This window comes from Polynucleobacter sp. MWH-Loch1C5, from assembly GCF_018881775.1.
In the GTDB taxonomy this organism is placed as follows: domain Bacteria; phylum Pseudomonadota; class Gammaproteobacteria; order Burkholderiales; family Burkholderiaceae; genus Polynucleobacter.
Genome location: NZ_JACVPR010000001.1, coordinates 203,796 through 228,979 on the forward strand (window position 1 = coordinate 203,796; position 25,184 = coordinate 228,979).

Here is a 25,184-nt window from a genome sequence, read left to right on the forward strand (position 1 = left end):
ACGAAGCGGATCAACTTATTTCTTTTTAAGTTGCTTCTCGCGCTTTTCAATCTCTTTGTGAATAGCCTGTAAAAGATTAGCATCAGGCTCCTTCCACTGCCCACCACTTTGATTCGCCATATAGACTACGGCACTAGCAAAACCTTCAACACTCAGATCGGGTTGACCCCCTTTGGGCGGCATGCCACGCACACCCACATACCCGTGGGCAGTTAATACAGCCTGACCTTCCTTAATCAAGGGGGCCCACTTAGCCTTATCCCCTGTTTTGGGAGCACCCGCTACACCCGCACCATGACAGGCCATGCAGGCCTGCTTATAAATCGCTTCTCCGGAAGCCCAAACACTAGAAGCGGCTGAAAGCGTGAGTGCTGAAATTAGATAAGTAATTGTTTTCATTGATTTTTAATGCTTGGGTTAAACATATAGTTATCTTAGTCTAAATCCAAATTAGGGGTACCCATTTTTGCGATAGGGTCAGCAATGATTTAATTCTTACTATAAGCTTACAAATATCCATCACCCGGCTAGGGAGTCTATATGTTCATGTTCAGTGAGCGTTTTAATCAGCAGTTCTGGAAACTGTTTTCTTCCCACGGGTTTCTAGTCATTCATATTCTGCTAGTCGATCTGTACTTGGGTGCGAATCTGCTTTTTTACATGTTCGAATCCGAATCACTAAGCCATCTAAGCTTTATTGCCCTCATCGCCGGTCTCTACCTACTTGTGTCTTGGGAGTCTGGTCGAACCTACACGGTAACTTTTGTATGCGCCTTATGGTGGATACTCGGGCACAGCCTTGATTGGCGCATCGGCCTAGTGATTGCAGCATCCGCTGCGTTCTCGCATTGGTGGGTATTTTTGAAAGGTCAAACTCAAACAGTGGAGCAAAGTGACGACAGCAGTTTGCAAAAAATCCGTATTAAAGACTGATTGATGTGTGCTCACAATGAAGCGATTTTCACAAGCGCTTAGGAGGGCTTGATAGTAAATAAGCGAAAATGAGATAAACAGTAGATGGGGTGGCTGATGGGACTCGAACCCACGACAACAGGAATCACAATCCTGGACTCTACCAACTGAGCTACAGCCACCGCAGAGAAATGAGATTATACCCTGTCAGCGTCTTCTTCTTCAACCACGATACGCAGCTGTTGGTTCGCACGAACAAAGAATTCGCGAATTTGTTCATCACTTTGAACCTCTGCCAACTGCGCATAATCCGATAATTGCCTACGCCAGTAGCGCGATCCTCCCTTGCCATGCGCTAGACCTAAGATATGTCGGGTAATCGCTGCCAAGTGAAAAGGTCGCCCAGCTTTCATGCAATGCTCGCGCCAATCAATAGCCTGAGCAATTAATGCCTCAGTGATACGTAACCAATCCTCTGCACCGAAAAAATGGCCCATCTCGGTCGCATCCGAAGTGATCAAACGATCCCAGTCCAACAACATAGCAGGCGTGTGATAGGCAGCACGTCCCACCATAAAACCATCAAAGTCATGCCAATAACGCACGATATCGTGATTGCTGGCTAAACCACCATTGAGCAAAATGCGGACGTGCGGAAAATGTCGCTGCACATCCTGCCGTAAACGTTTAGCAATGTCATATCGCAGCGGGGGCACCTCACGATTTTCTTTAGGCGACAAACCTTTGAGTACGGCATTGCGGGCATGGATCGTTAACTGTGTAGCGCCCGCCTGCGCAACCTGACACATAAAATCGAGAACCCATTGATAATCAGCAACCTGTCCTTGCGCATCCATCTCATTCAAACCAAGACGATGCTTCACAGTAATGGGTCGATTGGCGACGTCCACCATCGCTTTCACGCAATCTGCGACCAATTGAGGCTCGGCCATTAAACAGGCTCCAAAAGAGCCGCGTTGTACGCGCTCTGATGGACAACCACAATTGAGGTCAACCTCATCGTAGCCCCACTGCTCAGCCAATTTGACACACGCCGCTAAATCATGAGGCTCACTACCTCCCAACTGCAGAACAACGGGGTGTTCACAGGCACTGTAATCTAAATGACGCGCCTGATCCCCGTAGATGAGGGCTCCAGTAGTGACCATTTCTGAATATAAAACTGCATGACGACTGAGACCTCGATGAAAAGTACGGCAATGACGATCCGTCCAATCCATCATCGGTGCCACAGCAAGTCTCTTGGGAGAAGTCATATCTTTATTGTAGGCGCAGTACTTGTCGACTATGGAATTCATACGACTGCGAATCGATAGGATCGATAAAACTCAGAGACTTTGCTAGCAATTGCAAAGGTCGATCAAAGGGTAAATCTGTTCCAGCAAAGGGAGTCAAAGTAGGATAAATCGCATCATTTTTGATAGGTATGTCTAAAGCATTCATGTGCACACGTAGCTGATGTTTTTTTCCTGTGGTGGGTATTAAACGATAACGTGCCCACATACCCTGATGCTCAAGATATTCAATCAAAGTATGGGTGTTAGGGCTTCCGCCCACCTCTATCATTTGTAAAAAATGGGCACCAGGCTCTAAACGACTCTCACGCACTCTAGGATTACGAAAATGGGCTTGGTACGGGGCGATCGCCTCATAGATTTTTTGTATGTGACGATCACGAAATAAATTTTGATACAAGGCGCGATCACCTGCACGTTTTGCAAAAACGACCAAGCCGGCCGTATCGCGATCAATGCGATGCAATGGCGACAACTCAGTATTGCCAGTTTTGACTCTTAAACGATTTAAGAGCGTCTGCATGAGATATTGTCCTGACGGTGTCACAGGTAAAAAATGAGGTTTATCTGCCACCAAAAGACGCTCATTTTCAAAGATGATCTCTTCTTCAAAGGGAATCTGTGGCTCTTGATTGACTCGCTTGAAATAACGCAGATGTACGCCCGGACAATACGGGTCGTCAGCCGCAAGAGTCTGTTGATTCTCATCTTGCACCAAACCCAAACAGAATCTTTCCTGCCACTCTGCAGACGGGATATGCGGGAAATGAGCGCAGAAAAAGGAGAGTAAATCAGGGTAAGACTGATCAGCGGGTAGATAAACTCTGGAAGAAAACTGCGCATGAGCAGAGTTCATCTAACCCCCTTTAAGTGCAAAGGCTTAAACAACCGCCTCGCGAGACGCCTTTTTACGCTCATGCTCTTTGAGATAACGCTTACGAATACGAATACTCTTGGGCGTGACCTCTACCAATTCATCATCAGCAATGAACTCAACAGCGTACTCAAGATTGAGTTGTACAGGTGGGACCAAACGCACTGCTTCATCAGTACCTGAGGCGCGCACGTTAGTTAACTGCTTACCTTTAATGGGGTTGACGACCAAGTCATTATCACGACTATGAATACCAATCACCATGCCCTCATAAAGCGGCTCACCAGGAGACACAAACATGCGACCACGATCTTGCAGTTTCCATAAAGCATAAGCGACTGCATCACCATCATCTTGAGAAATCAGAACACCATTATGACGCTCACCTAAAACACCATCTTTCACAGGTCCATAGGCATCAAAGGTGTGACTCATCAGACCCGTACCACGCGTCATAGTCAGAAAGTCCCCCTGAAAACCAATCAAGCCACGCGCAGGAATACGATATTCCAAACGGGTTCTACCCTTACCATCAGAAACCATATCCAAAAGCTCACCCTTGCGTTTGCCTAATTCTTCCATGACAGAACCTTGGGTGTTATCTTCTACGTCTACAGTGAGATTTTCATAAGGCTCTAATTTGACGCCATTTTCTTCTTTAAACACCACGCGCGGTCTTGAAACTGCTAACTCATAACCTTCACGACGCATGTTTTCAATGAGAATGGTGAGATGTAATTCACCACGACCCGATACTTCGAAGACAGTATCATCATCTGTGTCATTCACACGCAACGCCATATTGTGTTTTAACTCTTTATTCAGTCGATCACGAATCTGACGGCTAGTCACAAACTTACCCTCGCGACCAGCTAAAGGACTGGTGTTCACCATAAAGTTCATAGTCAGTGTCGGCTCGTCTACTTTCAGCATCGGCAATGGCTCTAATGCATCTGCTGCACAAACAGTAGTACCAATACCCAACTCTTCAATCCCGTTGATCAAAACGATATCGCCAGCAATCGCTTGATCGACCAACTCACGCTCCAAACCGCGGAACTTCAGTACCTGATTGATTCTGCCATTAAATGCTTGGCCGTCTGGGCCATTGGCACAAACTACGTTCTGCCCAGGCTTGACTGTGCCACGTTTAATACGACCCACACCAATCTTACCGACATAACTGTTGTAATCAATCGATGAAATCTGCAACTGCAATGGTCCATTAGGATCATCATCACGCACCGGCACGTACTTCAAAATCGTTTCAAAGAGCGGCTTCATATCACCACTGCGTACATCATCTGTGAGGCCTGCATAACCACTCAAGCCAGAGGCATAAACGACTGGGAAGTCCAACTGCTCTTCTGTAGCACCCAATTTATCAAAGAGCTCAAAGGTTGCATTCACTACGTAGTCAGTACGTGCACCCGGACGATCTACTTTATTAACCACCACAATTGGCTTTAATCCTAATGCAAGCGCTTTTTTAGTCACAAAGCGAGTCTGCGGCATAGGGCCCTCAACCGCATCAACCAGCAATAGCACACCGTCGACCATCGATAAGACACGCTCGACCTCTCCACCAAAGTCGGCGTGCCCCGGGGTGTCGACGATATTAATATGTGTGCCTTCATATTCCACAGCACAATTCTTGGCTAAGATCGTGATACCACGCTCTTTTTCAATGTCGTTAGAATCCATGACGCGTTCAGCGACCTGTTGGTTTTCACGGAAAGTACCTGATTGACGCAATAACTGGTCAACCAACGTGGTCTTACCGTGGTCCACGTGGGCAATAATCGCAATATTTCTTAAGGCGCGGTTTGTAGTCATACTTGGCTCTCTTTTCTATCAATTAGGCGGCGACTTGTGCCATCAAACGCTTAGGGTGCAATACCCCCTTACGAAAGTTAGCCGTCCCCAAAAAATTATCTGAAGCGATAGAACCACGATAAATTCGTAGTACTTGCTCCTCCTCATCACTGGTCCGTACTGCGTGACCCGTGCTCTGATCTGTATTCGACACCACAGGCACTCGCTGGCCTAAACAAAAACGTTCGGCTTGACTCTGCCCTAGGCCTAAACTGCTTAAATTCTGAACCAAGGCATCGACTGGCAACAAAACTCGATTTAATCGGTCAGCGTCCATGGCGCGTAACTCCTCTAAGGTGTGCGCTTTGTCTAGTTGTAAATGGCCCACCGCTTCGCGACGCAAAGCGCTTAAGTGCGCACCGCAACCCAGAGCATGCCCCATATCTTCAGCCAAAGTACGTATATAAGTACCCTTACTACACGCGACCCTAAGACTCGATTTAGGCCAGGCCATCACCAACCAATCTAATGAATGAATTTCTACAGTTCGTGCGACTCGTTCAATTTCTTGACCAGCCCGCGCATATTCATACAAAGGCTTCCCATCCTTTTTTAAAGCAGAGTACATAGGCGGTACTTGCTCGATAGTCCCAAGAAAACGACTTTGTAATGCGCAAAGCCGCTCTCTCAATAGATCAGCATCCTCTATATCAAAATCAGGGTGCGCCTGAGCCACAATCTCACCTTCAGCATCACCTGTATTGGTGGATTGACCCCAACGAATTTCCGCTAAATAGGTCTTATCAGCATCCAACAAATCCTGAGAATATTTTGTTGCCTCACCCAAACAAACAGGGAGCAAACCGCTCGCCATCGGATCTAAGGTACCCGTATGACCAGCCTTTTGCGCACCAAAGATACGCTTGACGATGGTGACGGCAGTTTGCGAGGTAATGCCTGCAGGTTTATCCAGCAAGACCACCCCATGAATAGCTGGGGAAATCATGATGGTTTGTGGCGGTCGCCCAGAGCTTGATCAATCAGACGTGACATCTCAATACCACGCTCAATCGATGCATCATGAAAAAAATGTAATGTCGGTACAGTGTGAATATGCAGACGCTTAAATAAAAGTGAATGCAAATAACCAGCTTTTTCCTTGAGCGCCTGTAAGGCTAACGCCTCATCACCACCTAATACCGTAAAAAAAACCTTCGCATGCGCTAAGTCAGGGCTGAGCTCCACCGATTGCAAGGTGATTAATCCTACCTTAGGATCACGCACCTCTTTCGGGATCAGCTCAGCCAAGTCCCTCTGAATTTGATCAGCGACTCGTTGATGACGATGGTTTTTACCGCTCATACTTTATAAAGTTCTTGCTACTTCAGTGACTTCATAAATCTCAAGCTGGTCACCGACTTCAATATCGTTATAACCGCGCAATGAAAGGCCACACTCAAAACCGCCCTTCACCTCTTTAACGTCATCTTTGAAACGCTTCAATGAATCGAGCTCACCACTCCAAATAACTACGTTATTACGTAATAAACGAGCTCTTGATGAACGTTTGACGAGACCCTCTAAGACCATACAACCGGCGATAGAACCGACCTTAGAAACGTGGAATACCTGACGAATCTCAACGAGGCCCGTGACTTCTTCTTTCTTCTCAGGTGCCAACATACCACCCATAGCAGCCTTCACCTCATCCACCGCATCATAGATGATGTTGTAGTAACGAATATCCACGCCATTGGCTTCTGCCAGCTTTCTGGCCGTTGCGTCAGCTCGTGAATTAAAGCCGATCACGACTGCCTTAGAAGCCACCGCCAAGTTAATGTCGGTTTCAGTAATGCCACCAACAGCCGCATGAATAATCTGTACACGTACTTCCGGAGTAGAGAGCTTCATCAAAGATTGAGAAAGTGCTTCTTGAGAACCTTGTACATCGGCCTTGATGATGATCGGCAAAGTCTTTGCCTCAACACTACCCTCACCCATGTTCTCAAACATGCTTTCTAATTTGACGGCCTGCTGTTTAGCTAACTTCACATCACGGAACTTACCCTGACGGAACAAAGCAATTTCACGAGCCTTACGCTCATCTGCAACCACAATAACTTCTTCACCAGCTGCCGGCACTTCTGATAAACCTTGAATCTCTACTGGAATAGAGGGTCCAGCTTCCTGACATGGCTTACCGTTTTCGTCCAACATGGCACGCACGCGACCAAATGATTGGCCAGCCAAAAGCATGTCACCACGCTTTAAGGTACCCGATTGAACCAAAATGGTCGCTACCGGGCCTTTACCTTTATCTAACTTGGCTTCAATCACTAAGCCTTTTGCTGCCGCATCACGTGGCGCAGTTAACTCTAAAACTTCAGCTTGTAACAAAACGTTTTCGAGTAACTCATCAATACCTGCACCGGTCTTAGCAGATACAGGAATAAATGGCGAGTCACCACCGTATTCTTCTGGAACCACTTCCTCAGCGACCAACTCTTGCTTGACACGCTCAGGATTAGCTTCTGGTTTATCAATTTTGTTGACTGCCACGACTAAAGGCACACCCGCTGCTTTAGCATGGGCAATCGCCTCCTTAGTTTGCGGCATCACACCATCATCTGCTGCCACAACCAAAATAACAATATCAGTCGCTTGTGCACCGCGAGCACGCATGGCCGTAAAGGCCTCGTGACCTGGCGTATCCAAGAAAGTAATCATGCCGCGTTGTGTCTCAACGTGATAAGCACCGATGTGCTGCGTAATACCACCGGCTTCGCCAGAGGCTACTTTGGTTGCACGAATCTTATCTAGCAAAGAAGTCTTACCGTGATCCACGTGACCCATCACAGTAACGACTGGAGGTCTTGGAAATAGCTCAGACTCATGCGCTTCAGTGTTGAGATCAGACTCAGGATCGTCTAATTTCGCTGCAAAAGCACGATGACCCATTTCTTCAACGATGATCATGGCCGTGTCTTGATCCAAGACTTGGTTGATTGTCACCATTTGCCCCATGCCCATGAGCAACTTAATGACCTCAGCGCCTTTAACAGACATCTTATGCGCTAACTCAGAGACAGTAATCGTTTCTGGAATATGAACATCACGCACCACAGGCTCAGTAGGTGCGACAAAATTAGTCGCTTGTTCGGCTTGATGGGATTTCTTCTTACCACCCCCTGTGCGCCAACCACCGCCTGTACCACCTGTAGCATCACCACGAACTTTCAAGCCACCCGGACGCTTTTTAGCACCCTCTTCTTGCCAAGTCGATGAGGACTCAGAAGACTTGATGGTCTTACCTGGCTTAGCTTTATCTTTTTTCTTATCTGCATCGGCACCTTCTGCCTTCACTGGCTTGTGTAATGTGCCTTTTTTCTCTTCCTCAGGTGGCTTAGGTGCTTTGAGAACGCGCGCTGGCGCATTCATCATTTCTCGAATCGCTAATGCTTCAGCCTCAGCTTTCGCACGACGCACACGTAACTGCTCTAACTCTTCATCCTTGGCTTGTGCACTCGCTTTAGCCTTCGCTGTTTCTTGTGCTTCTTCTTGCACATCTGCAGCGCTCGGCTCAATCGCTTGCTCGGCAGCTTTCTGAGCTTTAGCAGCTTGGCGCTCAGCCTCTTCTTTGGCTTTGCGCTCTAACTCAGCCTTCATATCTGCTTCTTGACGGGCCAACAACTCAGCTTGACGCTTGGCTTCAGCCTCACGCTTCGCTAATTCAGCATCATCGAGCACATGCTGCACAGGAGCTGCAACACTCTCAGGCTCAGCACTCGCGGCTTCATCACGCTTCACGAGTACGCGTTTTTTACGAACCTCTACCTGAACAGTCCGTGTGCGACCTGCAGAATCCGCTTGACGAATTTCTGTAGTTTCACGCTTCGTTAAGGTAATTTTCTTACGCGCTGTTGGTTCAGCTGAACCATGAGCAGTACGCAGATAATCCAAAAGTTTGGTTTTATCTTTTTCTGTTAATTTATCTTCCACAGATGTCTTACTAATACCTGCGGCCTGAAGCTGCTCCAATAATGCCTCTGGAGTGCGCTTCAGTTCTTTTGCCAAATCTTGTACGGTCGTGGTCGCCATGCGAACCCCTTATGAATCAGTTAAACCAGTGCTCACGCGCTTTCATGATCATGCCCTTAGCAGACTCCTCGTTGATACCAGTCATTTCTACCAACTCATCAACTGCTAACTCAGCCAAATCATCACGGGTATGCACTTGGTTATCCGCTAATTTAGCGATTAAAGAAGTAGTCATACCATCCAAAGAACGTAAGTCTTGAGATACCTCTTCAACACGCTCTTCTTTGGCTAATTCCATGGTGAGTAATGAATCACGCGCACGATTACGTAATTCATTGACTGTATCTTCATCAAAGGCTTCAATCTGTAACATCTCAGAAAGCGGCACATAAGCAACTTCCTCAAGACTATTAAAGCCCTCTTCAATCAAAATATCAGCCACCTCTTGATCAACATCGAGCTTATCCATGAATAGTGCACGCACCTTACCAGCCTCTTCCTCAGTCTTCTGTGCAGATTCTTCTGGTGTCATGATGTTGATATGCCAGTCAGTCAACTCACTCGCTAAACGAACGTTTTGACCACTGCGACCGATCGCAATCGCTAAATTCTCCTCATCGACCACCACATCCATGGCATGCTTTTCTTCATCGACCACGATGGATTGCACTTGCGCTGGCGCTAGAGCACCAATCACAAACTGTGCTGGATCTTCAGACCACAAAACAATGTCCACCGCCTCACCCGCGACTTCATTACGTACCGCAGTCACTCGTGTGCCACGCACACCTACACATGTACCGATAGGATCAATGCGCTTATCGTGGGCTACCACCGCAATCTTGGCGCGAATACCAGGGTCGCGCGCAGCACCTTTAATTTCTAATAAACCTTGCTCGATTTCAGGCACTTCGTTTTCAAATAATTTCATCAAGAAATCAGGCGCGGTTCTTGATAACTCAATCTGAGGGCCGCGTGCTTCACGGTCTACCTTGACAATAAAACCGCGGACACGATCGCCACTACGCAAATTCTCCTTAGGAATCATTTGGTCACGACGCAATAAAGCTTCAACACGACCTGATTCAATAATGAGACCATTTTTGTCAGCACGTTTGACAGTGCCTGTCATGATTTTTTCGCCACGCTCCAAATAATCATTCAAGATCTGTTCACGCTCAGCGTCGCGAATCTTTTGCAAAATCACTTGCTTAGCTGTTTGAGCGCCAATACGGCCAAACGCGACAGACTCCACCTGCTCTTCAATGTAGTCGCCAATCTCAATATCTTCAATCTGTTCTTTGGCTTCGAAATGCAGAATCTCTTTGTCTGGCTCTTGCAAACCCGCCTCATCCGGAACGACTAACCAGCGACGGAAAGTCTCGTACTCGCCACTATTGCGATCAATCGCAACGCGAATATCCACATCTTCCTCATAACGCTTTTTGCTCGCTGAGGCCAAGGCCATCTCGAGGGCCTCAAAGACCACTTCACGTTCCACATTTTTTTCACGCGCCAGTGCATCAACTAGCATGAGAACTTCACGACTCATGATTTTCTTCCTTTGAAATCAACGACGGGAACTAGCCTAGTTTTATCAACTTCAGCTAGCGTAAATTCAAGCATGGCTTCTTCACCATTCGCGGCCTCAAATAAGAGACCTAATTTGGCATCCACCGACTCAGGATCCCCTGAAACCAAACCCTGCAAAATACCTGTGTAATTTTTTCGTCCTGCATGAGCAACACGCAATTTCACATTCGCTTGAAGACCAGCAAAACGAATGTAATCAGCCACAGTCTTCACAGGACGATCGAGTCCAGGAGATGACACTTCTAAACGTTCGTAATTAATGTTTTCAATGGGCAAGCTGTAATTCAAATGACGCGTCACCTTTTCACAATCGGTCAAGGTGATGGGCTGTTCATAATTCGTGTTCTCAATGGTGACGCGCAGCAAACCCCGGCCTTCGCGCTCGATATCTACGAGTGCGTAACCCAGAGTTGTCACTGCATCAGCAATAAAAACTTGCTCGTTAGCCATACATCAATACGTTCTTTAAACACCAAAAAAAAGTGGGCATATAGCCCACATTCTTAACATCACTAGAATATGCCCGACTTACGTTCACCGAACTTTGGCCGGATTTACTAAACAATTGAATTATATAGGAACTTTGCCTTTCTGCAAAGCAATAATCCTGATAAAAAACGCTAACTAGTTAAATTTCTTAGGAAATTTTTGACCAGAACGCCCTTTGGGGCCGCCTTTAGAGCCCCTCGCACCCCCAGGACCTCCCTTGGAAGGCGACTTTTTACCGTTTTTATTCCCAGAGCTCGATCCTGAACCGAATGCACTACCGTAGTGCACCCCTTGTTGACTGTCATCGTCATAACGACGTTGGCCACCCTGGCGCCCACCATGATGTGATTTGGTTTTGTTTTGCTGTCCGTAATTGGCATGCCCCTGACTTAAAGCATCCTTAGAGCCCCAATAGGAGACGGAGGTTTGCATCGGATCAGGCGCAGCATCCATACGGTGCCCTCCTTTTTGATCTTTGGCACCCTTTTGTCCTGCCTGTGGCACTTTGAGTCCAGCCATCTTCATCAGCTGTACTACTTGCTCGCTTGGCACCTCTTCCCAACGACCCCGACGTAAGCGTGGAGGCAAAACAAATAAACCATAACGAGTACGAATCAAGCGTGAGACCACGTGGCCTACCGCCTCAAACATACGTCTTACCTCACGATTGCGTCCTTCCGTCAAAGCGACGTGATACCAGCGGTTTGCACCTTCTCCACCGCCGCTGACCAAACGTAAAAAACGTGCCTGACCATCATTGAGATTAATACCTGTTTTTAAAAGCTTCTCTTGCTCGCCATCAAGCTCACCCAAGATACGAGCCGCATACTCACGCTCGACCCCGTAACGCGGGTGCATTAAACGATTGGCTAGTTCGCCTGAGGTTGTAAACAATAAAAGGCCTTCGGTATTAAAGTCCAAACGCCCAACGGCAATCCAACGGCCTTGTTTTGGCTTAGGTAAGCGATCAAATACTGTAGGGCGTCCCTCAGGATCGGCCTGACTCACGATTTCACCGGCAGGTTTGTGATAGATCAGAACACGCGGCGGTTTAGTTGGAATCTTGCGATGAACCATCTTGCCATTAATACGAACCTGATCCGTCGGACCCACACGTTGTCCGATGTGCGCAGGCATACCATTGACTGATACACGACCTGAAATAATCAAATCTTCCATATCGCGTCGCGAGCCCATGCCTGCGTCCGCTAGAACTTTATGTAGCTTGACAGTATCTTCATCAAAAGCTTCATCATCTAGGTCATCTAAATCCGACCAGACTTCATCACGCAAACTCAGAGGTAACTCATCCACACTTGCAAACTGCAAACCTTCAGGCACACCAACATCAGATTCATCATCTTCATCATCAGCATTTGTAAGGCCAGTGCTAGGCACTTGAGTCGCTGGATCAATCACTGGTTGAGCGTTCAAATCAAGCGGCGCTGCAGCTTCTGCAAGCTCTGGTGCATCCAAAACAGTGTCAAACTCACCGGATACCACTTTGGCAAATAGCGCTTGGCTCTCTTCAGCCAAAGCCGCATTTTTTGGCTTGTTGGGTGAACCCTCCCCTGAGTGACCTGCTGCAGACTCAGCCGTATTCTCGCCCTCGTTTTTTTTCTGGAATTTGCGGTGACGACCTTTGCCCGAGCCACCATAAGGATTGCGATGAAAGCGTTTTTTTGTAGCTTGACCGTCTTCTGCAGACCCCCCCGCATCTGAGGGCTGAGCATCCGTTATCGGTTTTTCAAACTGATCAGTACTCATGATTGAGGTTTCTCGCCAGCCACATCAGCATCGCTAGAGCTTGAGTCGACAGACTCTGTCGCACTCGCTTGTTCAGCTTGCACTTGCTCTTGGTTCTCAAAATCAATCACATGCTGCGCTAGACTATCCGCTTGTTCTTGGGCACTTTCGAGCATCGGTAACTCTTGCAAAGATTGCAAGCTGAGATCTTCTAAGAACTGTTTCGTAGTGGCGTATAAACCTGGACGACCCACTGTGTCTTTGTGACCTACCACCTCGATCCAACCACGATCTTCAAGCTGCTTGACTACATTAGAGCTGACAGTCACACCTCGAATTTCTTCAATCTCACCCCGCGTGACGGGTTGACGATAAGCGATGATGGCCAAGGTTTCCATCACAGCGCGCGAATATTTTGGAGGTTTCTCAGGCGTTAAGCGGTCTAAATACTCACGCATCGCTAAGCGACTTTGAAAACGCCAGCCCGTTGCCAAATGACATAACTCCATGCCCTTCTCAGACCAGGCTGCCTGAATATCGGCCAAGGCAGCTTCGATATCAGCCACAGGGACTTCTTCCAAAAATAAACGAGTGAGTTCATTGGCCGACATAGGCTCATTAGCGCATAAGAGCGCTGTTTCAAGCACCAGCTTGAGCTGTTCTGAATTCATAAATGGTCTTAATTGGGGATCTATATATATTTAGGTTAAGAAACCGGTGATTCCGGATTATGTTTATTTCTTATTAACCGTCATGGCATTGTAAATCAAACTTTACGCAATGCAAAAACCACCACGAATCAGGTCTAGTGGCAAGGTCCAAGCCCGGTATAAACCCAAAACACCGGTCAAGATCATCAAAGCCGCGACGGCATAACGTAACCCAACCCAATGAGCCCAGCTCGCTAGACGAGCTGTCAAACCGGAAATCAATAATAAATTAGGAAGCGTTCCTAGACCAAAGGCGAGCATTAATAAGGCCCCTGAAGCAGCATCGCCTGATAAGAATGCTAAGGGCAAGACACCGTAAATCAAACCACAAGGAACCAAACCCCAGAGCATGCCGGATAGAAAGCGCCCGAAATGACTATGCCTGTCTTGTAACTTGGCTAAGCGCACCCAGACTCTGGCCGCTACTTGATTAAGCCAGTGCTCAAAACGAGATAAACGAGCTTGATTCTGACGCAGGATCCTAATACCCTGCAAAATAAATATGAGCGCTGCAAGGGCAAATAAGCCACGCTGAATGGGGAGAATATCTTGCTGCCAAATCAAAAACCCGAGAGCACCAGACACTGACCCCAAAATCACATAAGTCAAAATACGACCGCCATGCATCCATAACTGTTCGACAAATAGAGATTTTTTTGTTATTTGTCTAAGACGATGAGTTGAAGGACTCTCAATGGATGCGGCAATACCCCCGCACATCAAGGCGCAATGCCAACCGCTCAATAAACTAGCAAGGAATATCGTTAGAAAAAGACTGCTCGTCACCATTATTAATTGATTTTCATAACTAGAAAAGTCATAAGCATGGGGATAGAATACAAGTAATTGCTGTCACATTGATTGATTTAAAACAAAACGCATGAACCACATACCCGTCAGCGCCTCACCTAACAAATGCTCAACCTGCGTGCTAGGACAATTCTGTTTGCCGGTAGGCTTGTCTTCTGACGATATACAAAAGGTGGATTCTTTAGTCACAGAACGTGTACGTCTCAAAAAAGGTGAACCCTTGTATCGCCAAGGTGATGCCCTAACAGCCATTTACGGTATTCGTTTTGGCACTCTAAAAACTGAATACGCTTTGCCCGATGGTCGCGAACAAATTACTGGTTTTCATTTGCCCGGCGAAATGCTCGGTCTCGATGGTATCGGTGAGAACACCTACCAATCAAATGCTATTGCGCTAGAGGATAGTGAAGCCTGTGTAGTTCGTTTTAATGATTTTGAACAACTTGCACGCCAACTCCCTTCTTTGCAAAATCAGTTTCATAAAATTCTCAGCCGCGAACTCACACAAGATCAAAGACACTTACTGTCTCTTGGCACACTGAGAGCCGAAGAACGTTTAGCGAGTTTCTTACTCAATCTGTCTGATCGTCTATCGGCTCGAGGTTATTCACCTCATGAATTTCATTTGCGTATGAGTCGTGAAGAAATCGGCTCTTATTTAGGAATTCAACTAGAAACAGTCAGCCGACTCTTCTCACGCTTTACTGAGTCAGGACTGATACAAATTAAGCAAAGACATATCAAACTTGTCGATACAGATGGCTTATTGGAGCTAGCAGGAAAGTCCCGAGCGATTCACTGTACGCACGTGCAATAAGCGCTGAGCACTGCGTGCTGCGTGCTGATGAGGCTCCAATTAAAAACCGCCCGAAGGCGGTTGTTTGTCTTATAAGAGACCGCCGTCGGCACGCTCTTCTAAATCAGATAAGCTGCCCGGCAATATATATATGGTCAAAGCACTCGATAGCGCACACAAGAGCCAAAGAACAAAAAAACCTAAGGTGTAGACCGCCTCCACTGAGGCTGTTACAGGCTCACCAAAAAAAACGAGGTCTTCAGGATGAACCAGAGTAAATAACAAACCTTCTGCCAAGCCGGCAATCATGAAAGAGGGCCACAGAATCCAGATCCAAATTCGGGCTTTCATTTGTTCACCTGCTCTACTTTAAGACCTTGTTTAATCACGCCATCCCGAATCGGCTGGTCCACATGTTGCGTAAATGCCAACCAGATAGTGACAATGGCACCTAAAAACCCAATTAAAGGCCCACTAATAATGATCCAAGGCCACAACTGTTTCCACCAGGGCTTATTCAGTTCTTGCTCAGACATGATGACTCCTATCTTCCAATATTCAATTAGCGGGGCACTATAAAACTAGATTTCTCAACACGCTCACGCATAGCTCCGCTCGCATGAGCACCCACCTCTTCTGCTCTAATTTCAAAGTGAATAGGGTGTGTCCCCTTTTGCACGTCTTCGATACCAACCCTCACCTTAACGGGTAATAACAAATTACTAGCTGGGCCCACGCTTAACTGGTTCACCAATTGCCCCTGAGAATCCAATACCTGAATATCAGGCAATCCTTTGGCGACCACTTTAACCTGCATCACATTTTCAGAGGCATTCATTATTTGAAGACGATAAATGTTTTCTATCTTCGTCCCTTCAATCTCACGAGCTAAAGCACCACGATCTCTCATTACATCCACGCGTAATGGGTTACGTAAAATCAATGAGGCAACAAATGCCGTCATCAAGACGGTCATGATGCTGATATAGATTAATACTCGCGGTCTAAAGATGTAATGGCGCGCTTTCTTGTTATCCATCTTTTCTAACATCGCCCGCTCTGAGGTATAACGCACCAAACCGCGCTCATACCCGACCTTATCCATGACTTGATTACAAGCATCGATACAAGCACCACAACCAATACACATGTACTGTAAACCGTCACGAATATCGATACCTGTTGGGCAAACCTGCACACAAATACTACAGTCCACACAATCCCCTAGCCCCATTTGCTTGTGATCCGCACTCTTTGAACGCGAACCACGAGGCTCACCCCGGGTCTTGTCATAAGTCACTACAAAAGTATCTTTATCGACCATAACACTCTGAAAACGAGCATAAGGACACATGTACTTACATACTTGTTCGCGCATAAAACCAGCGTTACCCCAAGTGGCAAACGCGTAGAACAAAAGCCAAAAGGCTTGCCAGGGGCCCAAAGTCATCTCTAAGACTTCTTTTGCCAGCACTTGAATAGGCGTGAAGTAGCCCACAAACGTAAAGCCTGTCCAAAGAGCTAAGAGGATCCAAAGACTGTGCTTGGTTAATTTAATACGCCACTTTTTAAAACTCCAAGGCCACTCTTCTCCATCTAGGCGAATACGGGCAAAACGATCCCCCTCGACCTTACGCTCAATCCACATAAAGATTTCTGTATAAACCGTTTGTGGACAGGCATAACCACAAAATAAGCGCCCAGCGACTGCAGTAAATAAAAATAATGCCAACGCTGAAAGAATCAGAATAATCGTGAGGTAAATGATGTCCTGGGGCCACAGCACCAAGCCAAAGATATAAAACTTACGACTAACTAAATCAAATAAAACCGCTTGACGGTCATTCCAACTAATCCATGGCAGACCGTAATAAAGAATTTGCGTGGCCAATATCAAAATCACGCGCCACTTGGCAAAAACCCCGCTAACGGCGCGGGGGTATATTTTGCGTCTAACTTCGTAGAGTGCCTGCTCAACTACATTACTTGAGCCAGGCTCATTCGAGATGGTATCGGACATTATTTCTGACTATCAGCACTTACTTTTTGATTGGATAAACCCCAAACATAAGCCGTCAACAAATGAACTTTTTCTGGGGTCAAGATTTCTTGGTGCGCTGGCATCATGCCATTACGACCTTTAGCAATCGTTTCAATAATGGATGCTTCCGAACCACCATAAAGCCATACTTTATCGGTCAAATTAGGTGCACCCATCGCTGGATTGCCTTTGCCATCACCACCATGACAAGCTGCACAATTGGCTTTAAATACTTCGGCACCCCGAGCAGACTTTAATTGATCAGCTGCTAAGCCAGCCATATTACGTACATAGTTGGCCACATCACTTTGCTCAACTCCTGAGAGATGCGCAAAAGCAGGCATGACTCCAGCACGTCCTTGCAGAATCGTCGTGCGAATATCCGCAGGCTCACCACCATATAGCCAATCACGGTCGCTCAAATTAGGAAAACCTTTCGAGCCACCTGCATCAGAACCATGACACTGTGCACAGTAATTTAAGAAAAGGCGTTGACCCATTTCTTTGGCTTTAGGATCTGCGGCCACCAACTTGACATCCATTTCCATGTACTTGGCATAAATGGGCTTGAGTTGTTGATTGGCTTGCTGAACAGAAGCCTCATGGGCTCCGGTCGTAGAGTAGCCTAAAGTACCCTGATAATTACCTAAACCTGGATATAAGACTAGGTAGGCAATACCAAACACACAAGATAACAAAAACATCCACATCCACCAACGTGGTAATGGATTATTGAGCTCACGTAAATCATCATCCCAAACATGACCAGTATCAGCTACTGAACCATCTGGCTTATAGGTCACCTGGGTTTTGCGCTGTGAGAACAATAGCCATAGACACCAGACGATGCCTACTATTGTTACAAGCGCAATATAAACACCCCAACCGCTATTAAAAAAATCACTCATGATTAATCCTTCTTGTATTCGTCAGGAAGCGCAAATGGCAAATTAGCTGATTGCTGATTGGCCGACTTGCGACCATCCGACCATGCCCACATGGCAATACCAACAAAAAATAACAACCCCAAGATGGTTGATAGTGCTGACAAATAAGGTGCGATGAATTGCATCTAATCTCTCCCTGTTATTAGTTACTTGCTGTCGTTTTAGCTGGACTCACGGCACGACGGTTCGTGCCAAGACCTTGTAAATAAGCAATCAGAGCATCTTCTTCAGTTTTACCTTCTAGCTCTTTGAGTGCTCCAGCAATTTGTTCGTCGGTATAGGGCACGCCTAATTTACGCAAAGCCTTCATATGCGCCTGAATGTCACCCACATTAGTTGCAGGTTTATGTTGCAACCATGGATAACCAGGCATATTGGACTCAGGCACCACATCACGTGGATTACGTAAATGAATACGATGCCAATCATCGGAATAACGTTGACCTACGCGTGCTAAATCAGGACCTGTTCGCTTTGAACCCCACAGAAATGGATGTTCAAAAACAGATTCACCTGCAGTCGAATATGGGCCATAACGCTCAGTTTCAGAACGTAAAGTACGAATATGCTGTGAGTGACAACCCAAGCACCCTTCACGTTGATACACATCACGACCCGCCAAGCGTAAGGCTGAAGGAGGAGTCACACCTTCCGCTGGCGCAGTAGTAGAGTGTTGGAAAAAGAGCGGCACAATTTGCACCAAGCCCGCAATCGCAACGACCAAGATCGTCGTAATAATCAACCAGCCAGCATTTTTTTCAATGGTGGCATGAGAAAAGAATTTATTGTTTTCAGACATGATGACCTCTTAATGAGCAGCCTGGAGTGCAGGAATAGGCGCATCAACGAAGCGCTTTTGCTGCACAGTCTTAAATACGTTGTATGCCATAACAAACATACCGCTCAGGTAACACACACCCCCTAATAGACGGATAGCGTAGAAAGGATATGTTGCTTTGACTGACTCAACAAAGCTATAAGTCAAGGTACCGTCTGGCTGGAATGCGCGCCACATCAAACCTTGCATGACACCTGCAATCCACATAGCAGCGATGTAGAGCACGACACCAATCGTAGAAATCCAGAAATGCAACTCAATGAGTCGGGTGCTGTACATCTCTTTTTCGCCCACTAAACGTGGAATCAAGTAATACAAAGAGCCAATCGTAATCATCGCCACCCAACCCAAGGCACCAGAGTGCACGTGACCAATGGTCCAATCGGTGTAATGCGACAAGCTATTGACCGTCTTGATTGACATCATCGAACCCTCAAAGGTCGACATGCCGTAGAAAGATAGGGCCACGATCAAGAATTTCAGGATAGGGTCACGACGCAATTTGTACCAGGCACCTGAGAGTGTCATGATGCCGTTGATCATGCCACCCCATGAAGGCGCCAACAAAATGAGTGAGAAAACCATACCCAATGACTGAGTCCAATCAGGCAAGGCCGTGTGTTGTAAATGATGTGGACCTGCCCACATATAGGTAAAGTTCAAGGCCCAGAAGTGAACGATCGATAAACGATAAGAATAAATAGGACGTTCGGCTTGCTTAGGAATGAAGTAATACATCATGCCCAAGAAGCTGGTGGTCAAGAAGAAACCCACAGCATTGTGGCCATACCACCATTGAATCATGGCATCCTGAGTACCTGCATACGCTGAATAAGACTTCAAAAAGCTTGCAGGCATTTCGATATTATTGACGATGTGCAACATCGCAATCGTGAGGATGTAGGCGCCAAAGAACCAATTCGATACATAGATATGTTTAGTCTTACGCTTGATTACGGTACCAAAGAACACCACCGCATAGGCAACCCATACTAATGTGATCAAAATATCAATCGGCCACTCGAGCTCAGCATATTCTTTTGATGTGGTGTAACCCAAAGGGAGCGTAATTGCCGCAGACACGATGACAGCCTGCCAACCCCAGAAAGTGAAGGCTGCTAATTTATCGCTAAAGAGGCGAACCTGACAGGTTCTTTGAACGATATAGTAGGAAGTCGCGAATAAAGCACTGCCACCGAAAGCAAAAATCACTGCATTGGTATGCAATGGGCGCAGACGTCCATAGCTTAACCACGGAATATTGAACGTGATATCTGGCCAAATTAATTGTGCAGCCAAAATCACACCCACCAACATGCCCACAATACCCCAAAGTACTGTTACTAGAGCAAATTGGCGCACCACCTTATAGTTAAAGGTGCTTGAATTATCCACGGCAAATCCCATGGTCTCTCCTTACTAGCCAAAAGGCCGATTTATCCCATAGGAATTATCAAACTGGACCTAAGAAATCAATTTGACATAGGTCAAGTTCAGTAAGAGATTACATATAAATTACAAAATCAAGAGAACGCTTAATGTTTAAAACTAAGTTTTAGAGGCGCAACCCTCTCCATCTTTATCGGTGTTTGCCGACACTGATTCAGGCTGATTTTTTTTGGGTGTATCGTCATCCATCAAGATGGCATGGCCTGGCCCCTCAAGATCCTCAAACTGGCCATTTTTCACGGACCAGTACAGTAGCACCACCACCAAAGCGATAACCAACAAAGAGAGTGGGATCAGAAGATAGAGGCTTTCCATGGACTTAAGTGATTTTTCGTAGGCGCCAGGCGTTGAGCGTTACAGCTAAGGATGACAAAGACATACCAATCCCAGCAATCCAAGGATTGATCCAGCCCAACATGGCCACCGGAATAGCAATCACATTGTAAATGAAGGCCCAAACCAAATTTTGTTGCATGATAGTTTTGCCACGCTGCGCTACAGACATGGCCTGACTGATCACTTTTAAAGACGTTTGCGTCAAGATAGCATCAGCTCCTGCTTGCGCCAAAGGAGCACCACTGCCTACCGCAATTGAAATATTGGCTTTTGCCAAGAGCGGCGCATCATTCACACCATCCCCGATGGCGGCCACCACAGCTCCTGTGGATTGCAAACGATTTAAATACTGATATTTCTCTTCAGGAAGTGCCGCCCCTTGATAAGCCGCTATGCCTAAATACTGAGCCCACCACGCCACTGTTGCAGGATGATCCCCTGAGACCAAATGAACAGTGATCCCTTGATTTTTTAGTGTCTTTATTAAGTCTAGAGCACCTTCACGTACGGTATCTGAGAGCATAAAAATAGCTAATAAACCCGACTCATCTGCTAAACATACCGGGCTGTAATGCTCAGGTATAGCCCAGTCATGTAAATCGACGCCTATCCATTGCGGACTACCCAAACGATAATGCCCAGCCATCACACCCTTACCCACTTCGGCCACTGGCAGATAACCTAGAGCTAAGGGTTCAATATTTTTTTCCTGCGCTGCACGCAAGATCGCTAACGCTAGGGGATGATTGTGACCTTCTTCAAGTGCTGCAGCTATTTGCAGTGCAGTCGTTTCATTGATGCTTGTTCTGACAATTTTTATATCTGCTAAATGAGGGATACCCGTCGTTAAAGTACCTGTCTTATCAAAAACACAATCCGTGATCTTAGCGAGAGTTTCCATGGCATGACCACGAACAACTAATAAACCGAGGCGCGTGACTGCTCCTTGAGCAGCGGCCATCGCCGCAGGAGTCGCCAGCGACAAAGCGCATGGGCAACTAGCGACCAAAACAGCGACCGCAATCTCCCACGCCCGTGATGAGTCTACATAAAACCAAATAACTCCGGTCATCAATGCAGCTAACATCAGGAACACAACAAAATAACCTGCCCATTTTTCTGCTAGTCCCAATAACTGTGGTTTAGACGCTAAGGCCTGATCGAGTAACTGAGCGATACCCGCAATTCTAGTGGCCTGACCCACCGCAATGACACGCAGCGTAATCGGACTTTGGATGTTATGACTGCCGGCATACACATGGTCACCGATACTTTTCGCTACCGGCCTTGACTCACCAGTCAGTAAAGATTCATCCACCTGGCTTTGCCCCGCAAGAATCTCTCCATCGAGAGCTATCAACTCGCCAGGGGCGACACGAATGACATCACCAATCTGGCACTTAACGACGGGCACAATGACACCCTGCCCTGAACTTGGAAAATTCTCTAAACGTTCACAAGTCGCAGGCAACTGCTTCGCCAAGGCCTCCGCTCCACCTTGAGCATCTTGCCTAGCGAGTAACTCAACATAGCGCGCTGTGAGTAAAAAAGCGACAAACATCGTGATCGAGTCAAAGTAACTATCGCCACTTTGCGTGACCAATGTCATCGTGCCAGCTAAAAATGCGAGGCCGATGGCTAATGTCACGGGAACATCCATGCCGAGCATTTTGGTTTGCGGAAACAAACGCAAACTATGCCACGCCGCTTTAAACATCGGACCGGCCGAATAAACGACAACTGGCACAGTTAACAACCAACTCGTCCAACTCAATAAGAGTGCATGTTCAGCAATTAAATCTTCCGCATTGGTATACGTTGGCCAGGCATACATCATGACTTGCATCATGCCCAATACCGCCACACCCAAACGCATCAGTAATTGGCGACGCTCTTTCTTAGCAGTTTCTGCCGCAAGACTTGGCTCAAAAGGCCAAGCCTCATAACCAATCATTTCTACGGCATACAGAATTTCCGAGATTCTGATCTTCCCTGGCTGATACTTAATCTGTGCCCTCTGAGTCACGTAATTCATTTGCACGTCAAGCACACCGGGTTGACGGCGCAAATGTTGCTCATTCAACCAAACACAGGCGGCACAACGAATCTTTTCTAAACGCAGTGTGATGATGCGACTCTCAGAATCGAGCGGTCTTGAAAAGCGAGCTACCAAACTAGGGTCATCGTAGGCTAGTAAAGACTCAGGGACTTGTCCGACCTGCCCTTCCCCAGGATCTTTAGGGCGAGAACCCAATGGTATCCGTCTTGCGTAAAAGGCGTCTAAACCCTGACCATGGATAGTTTGCGCAATCGCTAAGCAACCTGCACAGCAAAATTGACGAGCCTGCCCACCCAAAACTTCTGTAAATAGATGCCCCGGCTCTAGATCGCTACCACAGTGATAACACAGGCCGAGCGAGCGTGTGCCTGGGTCTAGGTCAGAGGTCTTCTTGGGCAAATCAATCATTTGCCCAAGATTCTATGCCCTAAATTACTTGTAGGAAACCTTATCGAGTATTTTTTGCGCGTATATTTGATTTTTACCAATTGCGCCAATACTCACATTTTCCATTTTGAAATCGCCCAGCTTGTTTAGCGCAGGATTATTGGTTTTCACAGATTTGACGGTGGGCCATTCATTATTACCATCGGCAAAATACTGTTGCGCCTGATCACTGGCTAAGTACTCTAAAAATTGAATAGCGGCTGCTTTATTCGGAGCATGCTTCGCAACCCCACCACCAGAGACGTTCATATGAGTTCCAGAAGTCGCCTGATTAGGCCAGATATAACCTACTTTAGATACCACTTCTTGATCGGCTGGCTTATCAGAACGCATTAAACGAGCAAAGTAATAGGAGTTCGTCAGAGCCACACCACATTCGCCAGATGCCACCGCTCTAATTTGATCCGTGTCACCACCCTTGGGAGCACGAGCCATATTGGTCACCATACCTTTTGCCCACGCCTCAGTTTTAGCCTCACCTTGACGCTCATACATAGCACCAATGAGAGATAGCATATAAGGATGAGATCCCGAGCGAGTACAAACCTTACCTTTATTGATCGGCTCAGCTAGTTTTTCATAAGTATCGACATCACTCGGTTTGATACTTGCTTTGTTGTAAACAATCACTCGTGCACGACTTGAAAAGCCAAACCATTGACTGCCGTCGCCACCGTCGGTAGAACGGAAATTTTTTGGAATACGTTGCTCTAGAGTTTTTGACTTCACCGGCTGAAACAGGCCCTCAATTTCAGCACGCCATAGGCGCGCTGCGTCGACTAACAGAATCACGTCTGCAGGGCTATTTTTACCTTCACTTTTGAGCCTCTCAATGATGACATTATCATCAGCCTCAATACGGTTAATCTTGATACCTGTTTGCTTGGTGAAGTTCGCATACAAAGCCTCGTCGGTTTGATAATGACGAGCCGAATAGAGGTTGAGCACTTGATTGGACTGGGCAAACACACCATGGGCGATAAGAGATGCGAAAATACCAACAAATGTCGAACGCTTTAGACAACCAGAAAACATTTAATAATGCTCCTATGAAAAATAAGATTGAGAATAATTCTCATATAGATTACCACATCTCCAGAAGAGGACTACTGACCCTGACCGGAATGGGTCTACTGAGCATGACCTTATCTGCTTGTTCTAGCCTCAGTCGAAAAAAACCAGTCATCGGCTTAGCCTTAGGTGGTGGGGCTGCGCGTGGTTTTGCTCATATAGGCGCCATCAAAGCACTGGAATCACAAGGCATCAAACCGGATCTTGTGGTGGGTACGAGCGCTGGCAGTGTCATTGCCGCACTTTATGCCGCAGGCAATAATGGCAGCGACCTCAATCGTTTAGGCATTAGCCTAGATGAGGCCAGTATTGCTGACTGGGCGCTACCCTTCTCTGGAAAATTCGGTGGACTCATCAAAGGCGATGCCTTGCAAAATACAGTCAATCGTCTGATTAAGAATCGCTTGATTGAAAATATGAGTATTCCCTTGGGTATCGTGGCAACTGATTTGCAAACGGGTAATGGCATCCTCTTTCAGCGTGGGGATACAGGTCAGGCCGTGCGCGCCTCTTGCAGCGTACCAGGAGTCTTTCAACCGACGATGATTGGAGGGCGTGAATACGTAGACGGCGGCTTAGTGTCCCCTGTCCCTGTGAGCTACGCCCATCAGATGGGGGCTAGTTTTGTCATTGGCATCAATATCTCTACTGATCCCACTACCCAAGACACCAGCGGCACTCTAGGCGTTCTATTACAAACCACGTCCATCATGGGCAAATCCATCAATCGCTATGAATTAGAAAAAGCCGATATTGTGATTCGTCCTGAACTAGGCGGCATGAAAGGGACAGACTTCCGCTCTAGGAACTCTGCAATCCTTGCAGGCGAAGAAGCCACCATGACTCAAATGAGTCTGATTAAACAAAAACTCGGAATGCGTTAATTAGGAAGGAAGT

Annotated in this window: 25 protein-coding genes and 1 tRNA gene; 3 read left to right on the forward strand and 23 right to left on the reverse strand. The window is 46.8% G+C overall.

Annotation, left to right across the window (positions count from 1 at the left end; translation table 11 throughout):
- Positions 1-15 precede the first annotated feature (15 nt).
- Positions 16-399, reverse strand: coding sequence for a cytochrome c5 family protein (locus ICE94_RS01000; RefSeq protein WP_216147557.1), 384 nt, complete (start codon positions 397-399; stop codon positions 16-18).
- A gap of 141 nt (positions 400-540) precedes the next feature.
- Here ICE94_RS01000 and ICE94_RS01005 point away from each other — a divergent pair, with 141 nt between their 5' ends.
- Positions 541-933 (forward strand): hypothetical protein, encoded by a 393-nt coding sequence (locus ICE94_RS01005; RefSeq protein WP_216147558.1) that lies wholly within the window; start codon positions 541-543, stop codon positions 931-933.
- A gap of 85 nt (positions 934-1,018) precedes the next feature.
- On the opposite strand, the gene ICE94_RS01010 is transcribed toward ICE94_RS01005, so the two are convergent.
- From ICE94_RS01010 to ICE94_RS01065, 12 genes are all read right to left on the reverse strand, one after another.
- A tRNA-His gene (locus ICE94_RS01010) sits at positions 1,019-1,094 on the reverse strand.
- Between the two features lie 15 nt (positions 1,095-1,109).
- Complete coding sequence (gene dusA, locus ICE94_RS01015) at positions 1,110-2,189, reverse strand: tRNA dihydrouridine(20/20a) synthase DusA (protein WP_216147560.1); 1,080 nt, start codon at positions 2,187-2,189, stop codon at positions 1,110-1,112.
- 4 nt (positions 2,190-2,193) lie between these two features.
- Positions 2,194-3,084: a pseudouridine synthase gene (locus tag ICE94_RS01020; RefSeq protein ID WP_216147569.1), complete on the reverse strand. Its 891-nt coding sequence runs from the start codon at positions 3,082-3,084 to the stop codon at positions 2,194-2,196.
- Positions 3,085-3,108: 24 nt separating this feature from the next.
- A complete protein-coding gene (typA, locus tag ICE94_RS01025; protein WP_216147571.1) occupies positions 3,109-4,938 on the reverse strand; it encodes a translational GTPase TypA in 1,830 nt (609 codons plus the stop codon).
- Between the two features lie 22 nt (positions 4,939-4,960).
- On the reverse strand, positions 4,961-5,923 hold the full coding sequence (gene truB / locus ICE94_RS01030) for a tRNA pseudouridine(55) synthase TruB (protein WP_216147573.1): 963 nt from the start codon (positions 5,921-5,923) through the stop codon (positions 4,961-4,963).
- The gene (rbfA, locus tag ICE94_RS01035; protein WP_216147575.1) at positions 5,920-6,279 is read right to left on the reverse strand and encodes a 30S ribosome-binding factor RbfA; all 360 of its coding nucleotides are present in this window, start codon (positions 6,277-6,279) and stop codon (positions 5,920-5,922) included. Before rbfA ends, truB begins: the two co-directional genes overlap by 4 nt.
- A gap of 3 nt (positions 6,280-6,282) precedes the next feature.
- Positions 6,283-9,015: a translation initiation factor IF-2 gene (gene infB / locus ICE94_RS01040; protein WP_216147577.1), complete on the reverse strand. Its 2,733-nt coding sequence runs from the start codon at positions 9,013-9,015 to the stop codon at positions 6,283-6,285.
- A 16-nt stretch (positions 9,016-9,031) separates the two neighbouring features.
- Positions 9,032-10,507, reverse strand: a complete 1,476-nt coding sequence (nusA, locus tag ICE94_RS01045) for a transcription termination factor NusA (protein WP_216147580.1) — start codon at positions 10,505-10,507, stop codon at positions 9,032-9,034.
- Complete coding sequence (gene rimP / locus ICE94_RS01050; protein ID WP_216147582.1) at positions 10,504-10,998, reverse strand: ribosome maturation factor RimP; 495 nt, start codon at positions 10,996-10,998, stop codon at positions 10,504-10,506. The genes nusA and rimP overlap by 4 nt, the downstream gene beginning before the upstream one ends.
- A gap of 174 nt (positions 10,999-11,172) precedes the next feature.
- Complete coding sequence (gene rluB / locus ICE94_RS01055; protein ID WP_216147584.1) at positions 11,173-12,804, reverse strand: 23S rRNA pseudouridine(2605) synthase RluB; 1,632 nt, start codon at positions 12,802-12,804, stop codon at positions 11,173-11,175.
- Positions 12,801-13,454, reverse strand: coding sequence for an SMC-Scp complex subunit ScpB (scpB, locus tag ICE94_RS01060; RefSeq protein ID WP_216147586.1), 654 nt, complete (start codon positions 13,452-13,454; stop codon positions 12,801-12,803). Before scpB ends, rluB begins: the two co-directional genes overlap by 4 nt.
- A gap of 102 nt (positions 13,455-13,556) precedes the next feature.
- Positions 13,557-14,282 (reverse strand): sulfite exporter TauE/SafE family protein, encoded by a 726-nt coding sequence (locus ICE94_RS01065; RefSeq protein WP_216147589.1) that lies wholly within the window; start codon positions 14,280-14,282, stop codon positions 13,557-13,559.
- Between the two features lie 91 nt (positions 14,283-14,373).
- Here ICE94_RS01065 and fnr point away from each other — a divergent pair, with 91 nt between their 5' ends.
- The gene (gene fnr / locus ICE94_RS01070; RefSeq protein ID WP_216147592.1) at positions 14,374-15,120 is read left to right on the forward strand and encodes a fumarate/nitrate reduction transcriptional regulator Fnr; all 747 of its coding nucleotides are present in this window, start codon (positions 14,374-14,376) and stop codon (positions 15,118-15,120) included.
- A 69-nt stretch (positions 15,121-15,189) separates the two neighbouring features.
- Here fnr and ICE94_RS01075 read toward each other — a convergent pair whose 3' ends face one another.
- The 10 genes from ICE94_RS01075 to ICE94_RS01120 all read right to left on the reverse strand — a co-directional run bounded on the left by ICE94_RS01075 (position 15,190) and on the right by ICE94_RS01120 (position 24,251).
- Positions 15,190-15,450 carry a hypothetical protein gene (locus tag ICE94_RS01075; RefSeq protein WP_216147595.1) on the reverse strand — a complete coding sequence of 87 codons (261 nt, stop codon included), beginning with the start codon at positions 15,448-15,450 and terminating at the stop codon, positions 15,190-15,192.
- Complete coding sequence (locus ICE94_RS01080) at positions 15,447-15,635, reverse strand: hypothetical protein (protein WP_216147598.1); 189 nt, start codon at positions 15,633-15,635, stop codon at positions 15,447-15,449. Before ICE94_RS01080 ends, ICE94_RS01075 begins: the two co-directional genes overlap by 4 nt.
- Positions 15,636-15,661: 26 nt before the next feature.
- Positions 15,662-17,119 (reverse strand): cytochrome c oxidase accessory protein CcoG, encoded by a 1,458-nt coding sequence (gene ccoG, locus ICE94_RS01085; RefSeq protein WP_216147601.1) that lies wholly within the window; start codon positions 17,117-17,119, stop codon positions 15,662-15,664.
- Positions 17,119-18,048, reverse strand: coding sequence for a cytochrome-c oxidase, cbb3-type subunit III (gene ccoP, locus ICE94_RS01090; protein WP_216147604.1), 930 nt, complete (start codon positions 18,046-18,048; stop codon positions 17,119-17,121). Before ccoP ends, ccoG begins: the two co-directional genes overlap by 1 nt.
- A 2-nt stretch (positions 18,049-18,050) precedes the next feature.
- A complete protein-coding gene (locus ICE94_RS01095) occupies positions 18,051-18,212 on the reverse strand; it encodes a CcoQ/FixQ family Cbb3-type cytochrome c oxidase assembly chaperone (protein ID WP_216859811.1) in 162 nt (53 codons plus the stop codon).
- Between the two features lie 17 nt (positions 18,213-18,229).
- On the reverse strand, positions 18,230-18,886 hold the full coding sequence (gene ccoO / locus ICE94_RS01100; protein WP_216147607.1) for a cytochrome-c oxidase, cbb3-type subunit II: 657 nt from the start codon (positions 18,884-18,886) through the stop codon (positions 18,230-18,232).
- A 9-nt stretch (positions 18,887-18,895) separates the two neighbouring features.
- Positions 18,896-20,332, reverse strand: a complete 1,437-nt coding sequence (gene ccoN, locus ICE94_RS01105) for a cytochrome-c oxidase, cbb3-type subunit I (RefSeq protein ID WP_216147610.1) — start codon at positions 20,330-20,332, stop codon at positions 18,896-18,898.
- A gap of 141 nt (positions 20,333-20,473) precedes the next feature.
- Positions 20,474-20,689 carry a cbb3-type cytochrome oxidase assembly protein CcoS gene (gene ccoS / locus ICE94_RS01110; protein WP_216147613.1) on the reverse strand — a complete coding sequence of 72 codons (216 nt, stop codon included), beginning with the start codon at positions 20,687-20,689 and terminating at the stop codon, positions 20,474-20,476.
- A 4-nt stretch (positions 20,690-20,693) separates the two neighbouring features.
- Positions 20,694-23,177, reverse strand: a complete 2,484-nt coding sequence (locus tag ICE94_RS01115) for a heavy metal translocating P-type ATPase (protein WP_216147616.1) — start codon at positions 23,175-23,177, stop codon at positions 20,694-20,696.
- A gap of 24 nt (positions 23,178-23,201) precedes the next feature.
- Positions 23,202-24,251, reverse strand: coding sequence for an extracellular solute-binding protein (locus tag ICE94_RS01120; protein ID WP_216147619.1), 1,050 nt, complete (start codon positions 24,249-24,251; stop codon positions 23,202-23,204).
- Positions 24,252-24,340: 89 nt separating this feature from the next.
- On the opposite strand from ICE94_RS01120, the gene ICE94_RS01125 reads away from it, so the two are divergent.
- Positions 24,341-25,171 (forward strand): patatin-like phospholipase family protein, encoded by an 831-nt coding sequence (locus tag ICE94_RS01125; RefSeq protein WP_216150823.1) that lies wholly within the window; start codon positions 24,341-24,343, stop codon positions 25,169-25,171.
- Positions 25,172-25,184: the final 13 nt, after the last annotated feature.

Bases quoted from the DNA above. Each gene is read 5' to 3' on its own strand.
- ICE94_RS01075 (WP_216147595.1), bottom strand. From the start codon at position 15,450: ATGAAAGCCCGAATTTGGATCTGGATTCTGTGGCCCTCTTTCATGATT.
- ccoO (WP_216147607.1), bottom strand. From the start codon at position 18,886: ATGTCTGAAAACAATAAATTCTTTTCTCATGCCACCATTGAAAAAAAT.
- fnr (WP_216147592.1), top strand. From the start codon at position 14,374: ATGAACCACATACCCGTCAGCGCCTCACCTAACAAATGCTCAACCTGC.
- ICE94_RS01020 (WP_216147569.1), bottom strand. From the start codon at position 3,084: ATGAACTCTGCTCATGCGCAGTTTTCTTCCAGAGTTTATCTACCCGCT.
- ICE94_RS01095 (WP_216859811.1), bottom strand. From the start codon at position 18,212: ATGCAATTCATCGCACCTTATTTGTCAGCACTATCAACCATCTTGGGG.
- rimP (WP_216147582.1), bottom strand. From the start codon at position 10,998: ATGGCTAACGAGCAAGTTTTTATTGCTGATGCAGTGACAACTCTGGGT.
- ccoN (WP_216147610.1), bottom strand. From the start codon at position 20,332: ATGGGATTTGCCGTGGATAATTCAAGCACCTTTAACTATAAGGTGGTG.
- ICE94_RS01005 (WP_216147558.1), top strand. From the start codon at position 541: ATGTTCATGTTCAGTGAGCGTTTTAATCAGCAGTTCTGGAAACTGTTT.
- ccoP (WP_216147604.1), bottom strand. From the start codon at position 18,048: ATGAGTGATTTTTTTAATAGCGGTTGGGGTGTTTATATTGCGCTTGTA.
- rluB (WP_216147584.1), bottom strand. From the start codon at position 12,804: ATGAGTACTGATCAGTTTGAAAAACCGATAACGGATGCTCAGCCCTCA.
- truB (WP_216147573.1), bottom strand. From the start codon at position 5,923: ATGATTTCCCCAGCTATTCATGGGGTGGTCTTGCTGGATAAACCTGCA.
- ICE94_RS01065 (WP_216147589.1), bottom strand. From the start codon at position 14,282: ATGGTGACGAGCAGTCTTTTTCTAACGATATTCCTTGCTAGTTTATTG.
- nusA (WP_216147580.1), bottom strand. From the start codon at position 10,507: ATGAGTCGTGAAGTTCTCATGCTAGTTGATGCACTGGCGCGTGAAAAA.
- ICE94_RS01000 (WP_216147557.1), bottom strand. From the start codon at position 399: ATGAAAACAATTACTTATCTAATTTCAGCACTCACGCTTTCAGCCGCT.
- ICE94_RS01115 (WP_216147616.1), bottom strand. From the start codon at position 23,177: ATGATTGATTTGCCCAAGAAGACCTCTGACCTAGACCCAGGCACACGC.
- dusA (WP_216147560.1), bottom strand. From the start codon at position 2,189: ATGACTTCTCCCAAGAGACTTGCTGTGGCACCGATGATGGATTGGACG.
- typA (WP_216147571.1), bottom strand. From the start codon at position 4,938: ATGACTACAAACCGCGCCTTAAGAAATATTGCGATTATTGCCCACGTG.
- ccoG (WP_216147601.1), bottom strand. From the start codon at position 17,119: ATGTCCGATACCATCTCGAATGAGCCTGGCTCAAGTAATGTAGTTGAG.
- ICE94_RS01120 (WP_216147619.1), bottom strand. From the start codon at position 24,251: ATGTTTTCTGGTTGTCTAAAGCGTTCGACATTTGTTGGTATTTTCGCA.
- ICE94_RS01080 (WP_216147598.1), bottom strand. From the start codon at position 15,635: ATGTCTGAGCAAGAACTGAATAAGCCCTGGTGGAAACAGTTGTGGCCT.
- scpB (WP_216147586.1), bottom strand. From the start codon at position 13,454: ATGAATTCAGAACAGCTCAAGCTGGTGCTTGAAACAGCGCTCTTATGC.
- ccoS (WP_216147613.1), bottom strand. From the start codon at position 20,689: ATGGAAAGCCTCTATCTTCTGATCCCACTCTCTTTGTTGGTTATCGCT.
- rbfA (WP_216147575.1), bottom strand. From the start codon at position 6,279: ATGAGCGGTAAAAACCATCGTCATCAACGAGTCGCTGATCAAATTCAG.
- ICE94_RS01125 (WP_216150823.1), top strand. From the start codon at position 24,341: ATGGGTCTACTGAGCATGACCTTATCTGCTTGTTCTAGCCTCAGTCGA.
- infB (WP_216147577.1), bottom strand. From the start codon at position 9,015: ATGGCGACCACGACCGTACAAGATTTGGCAAAAGAACTGAAGCGCACT.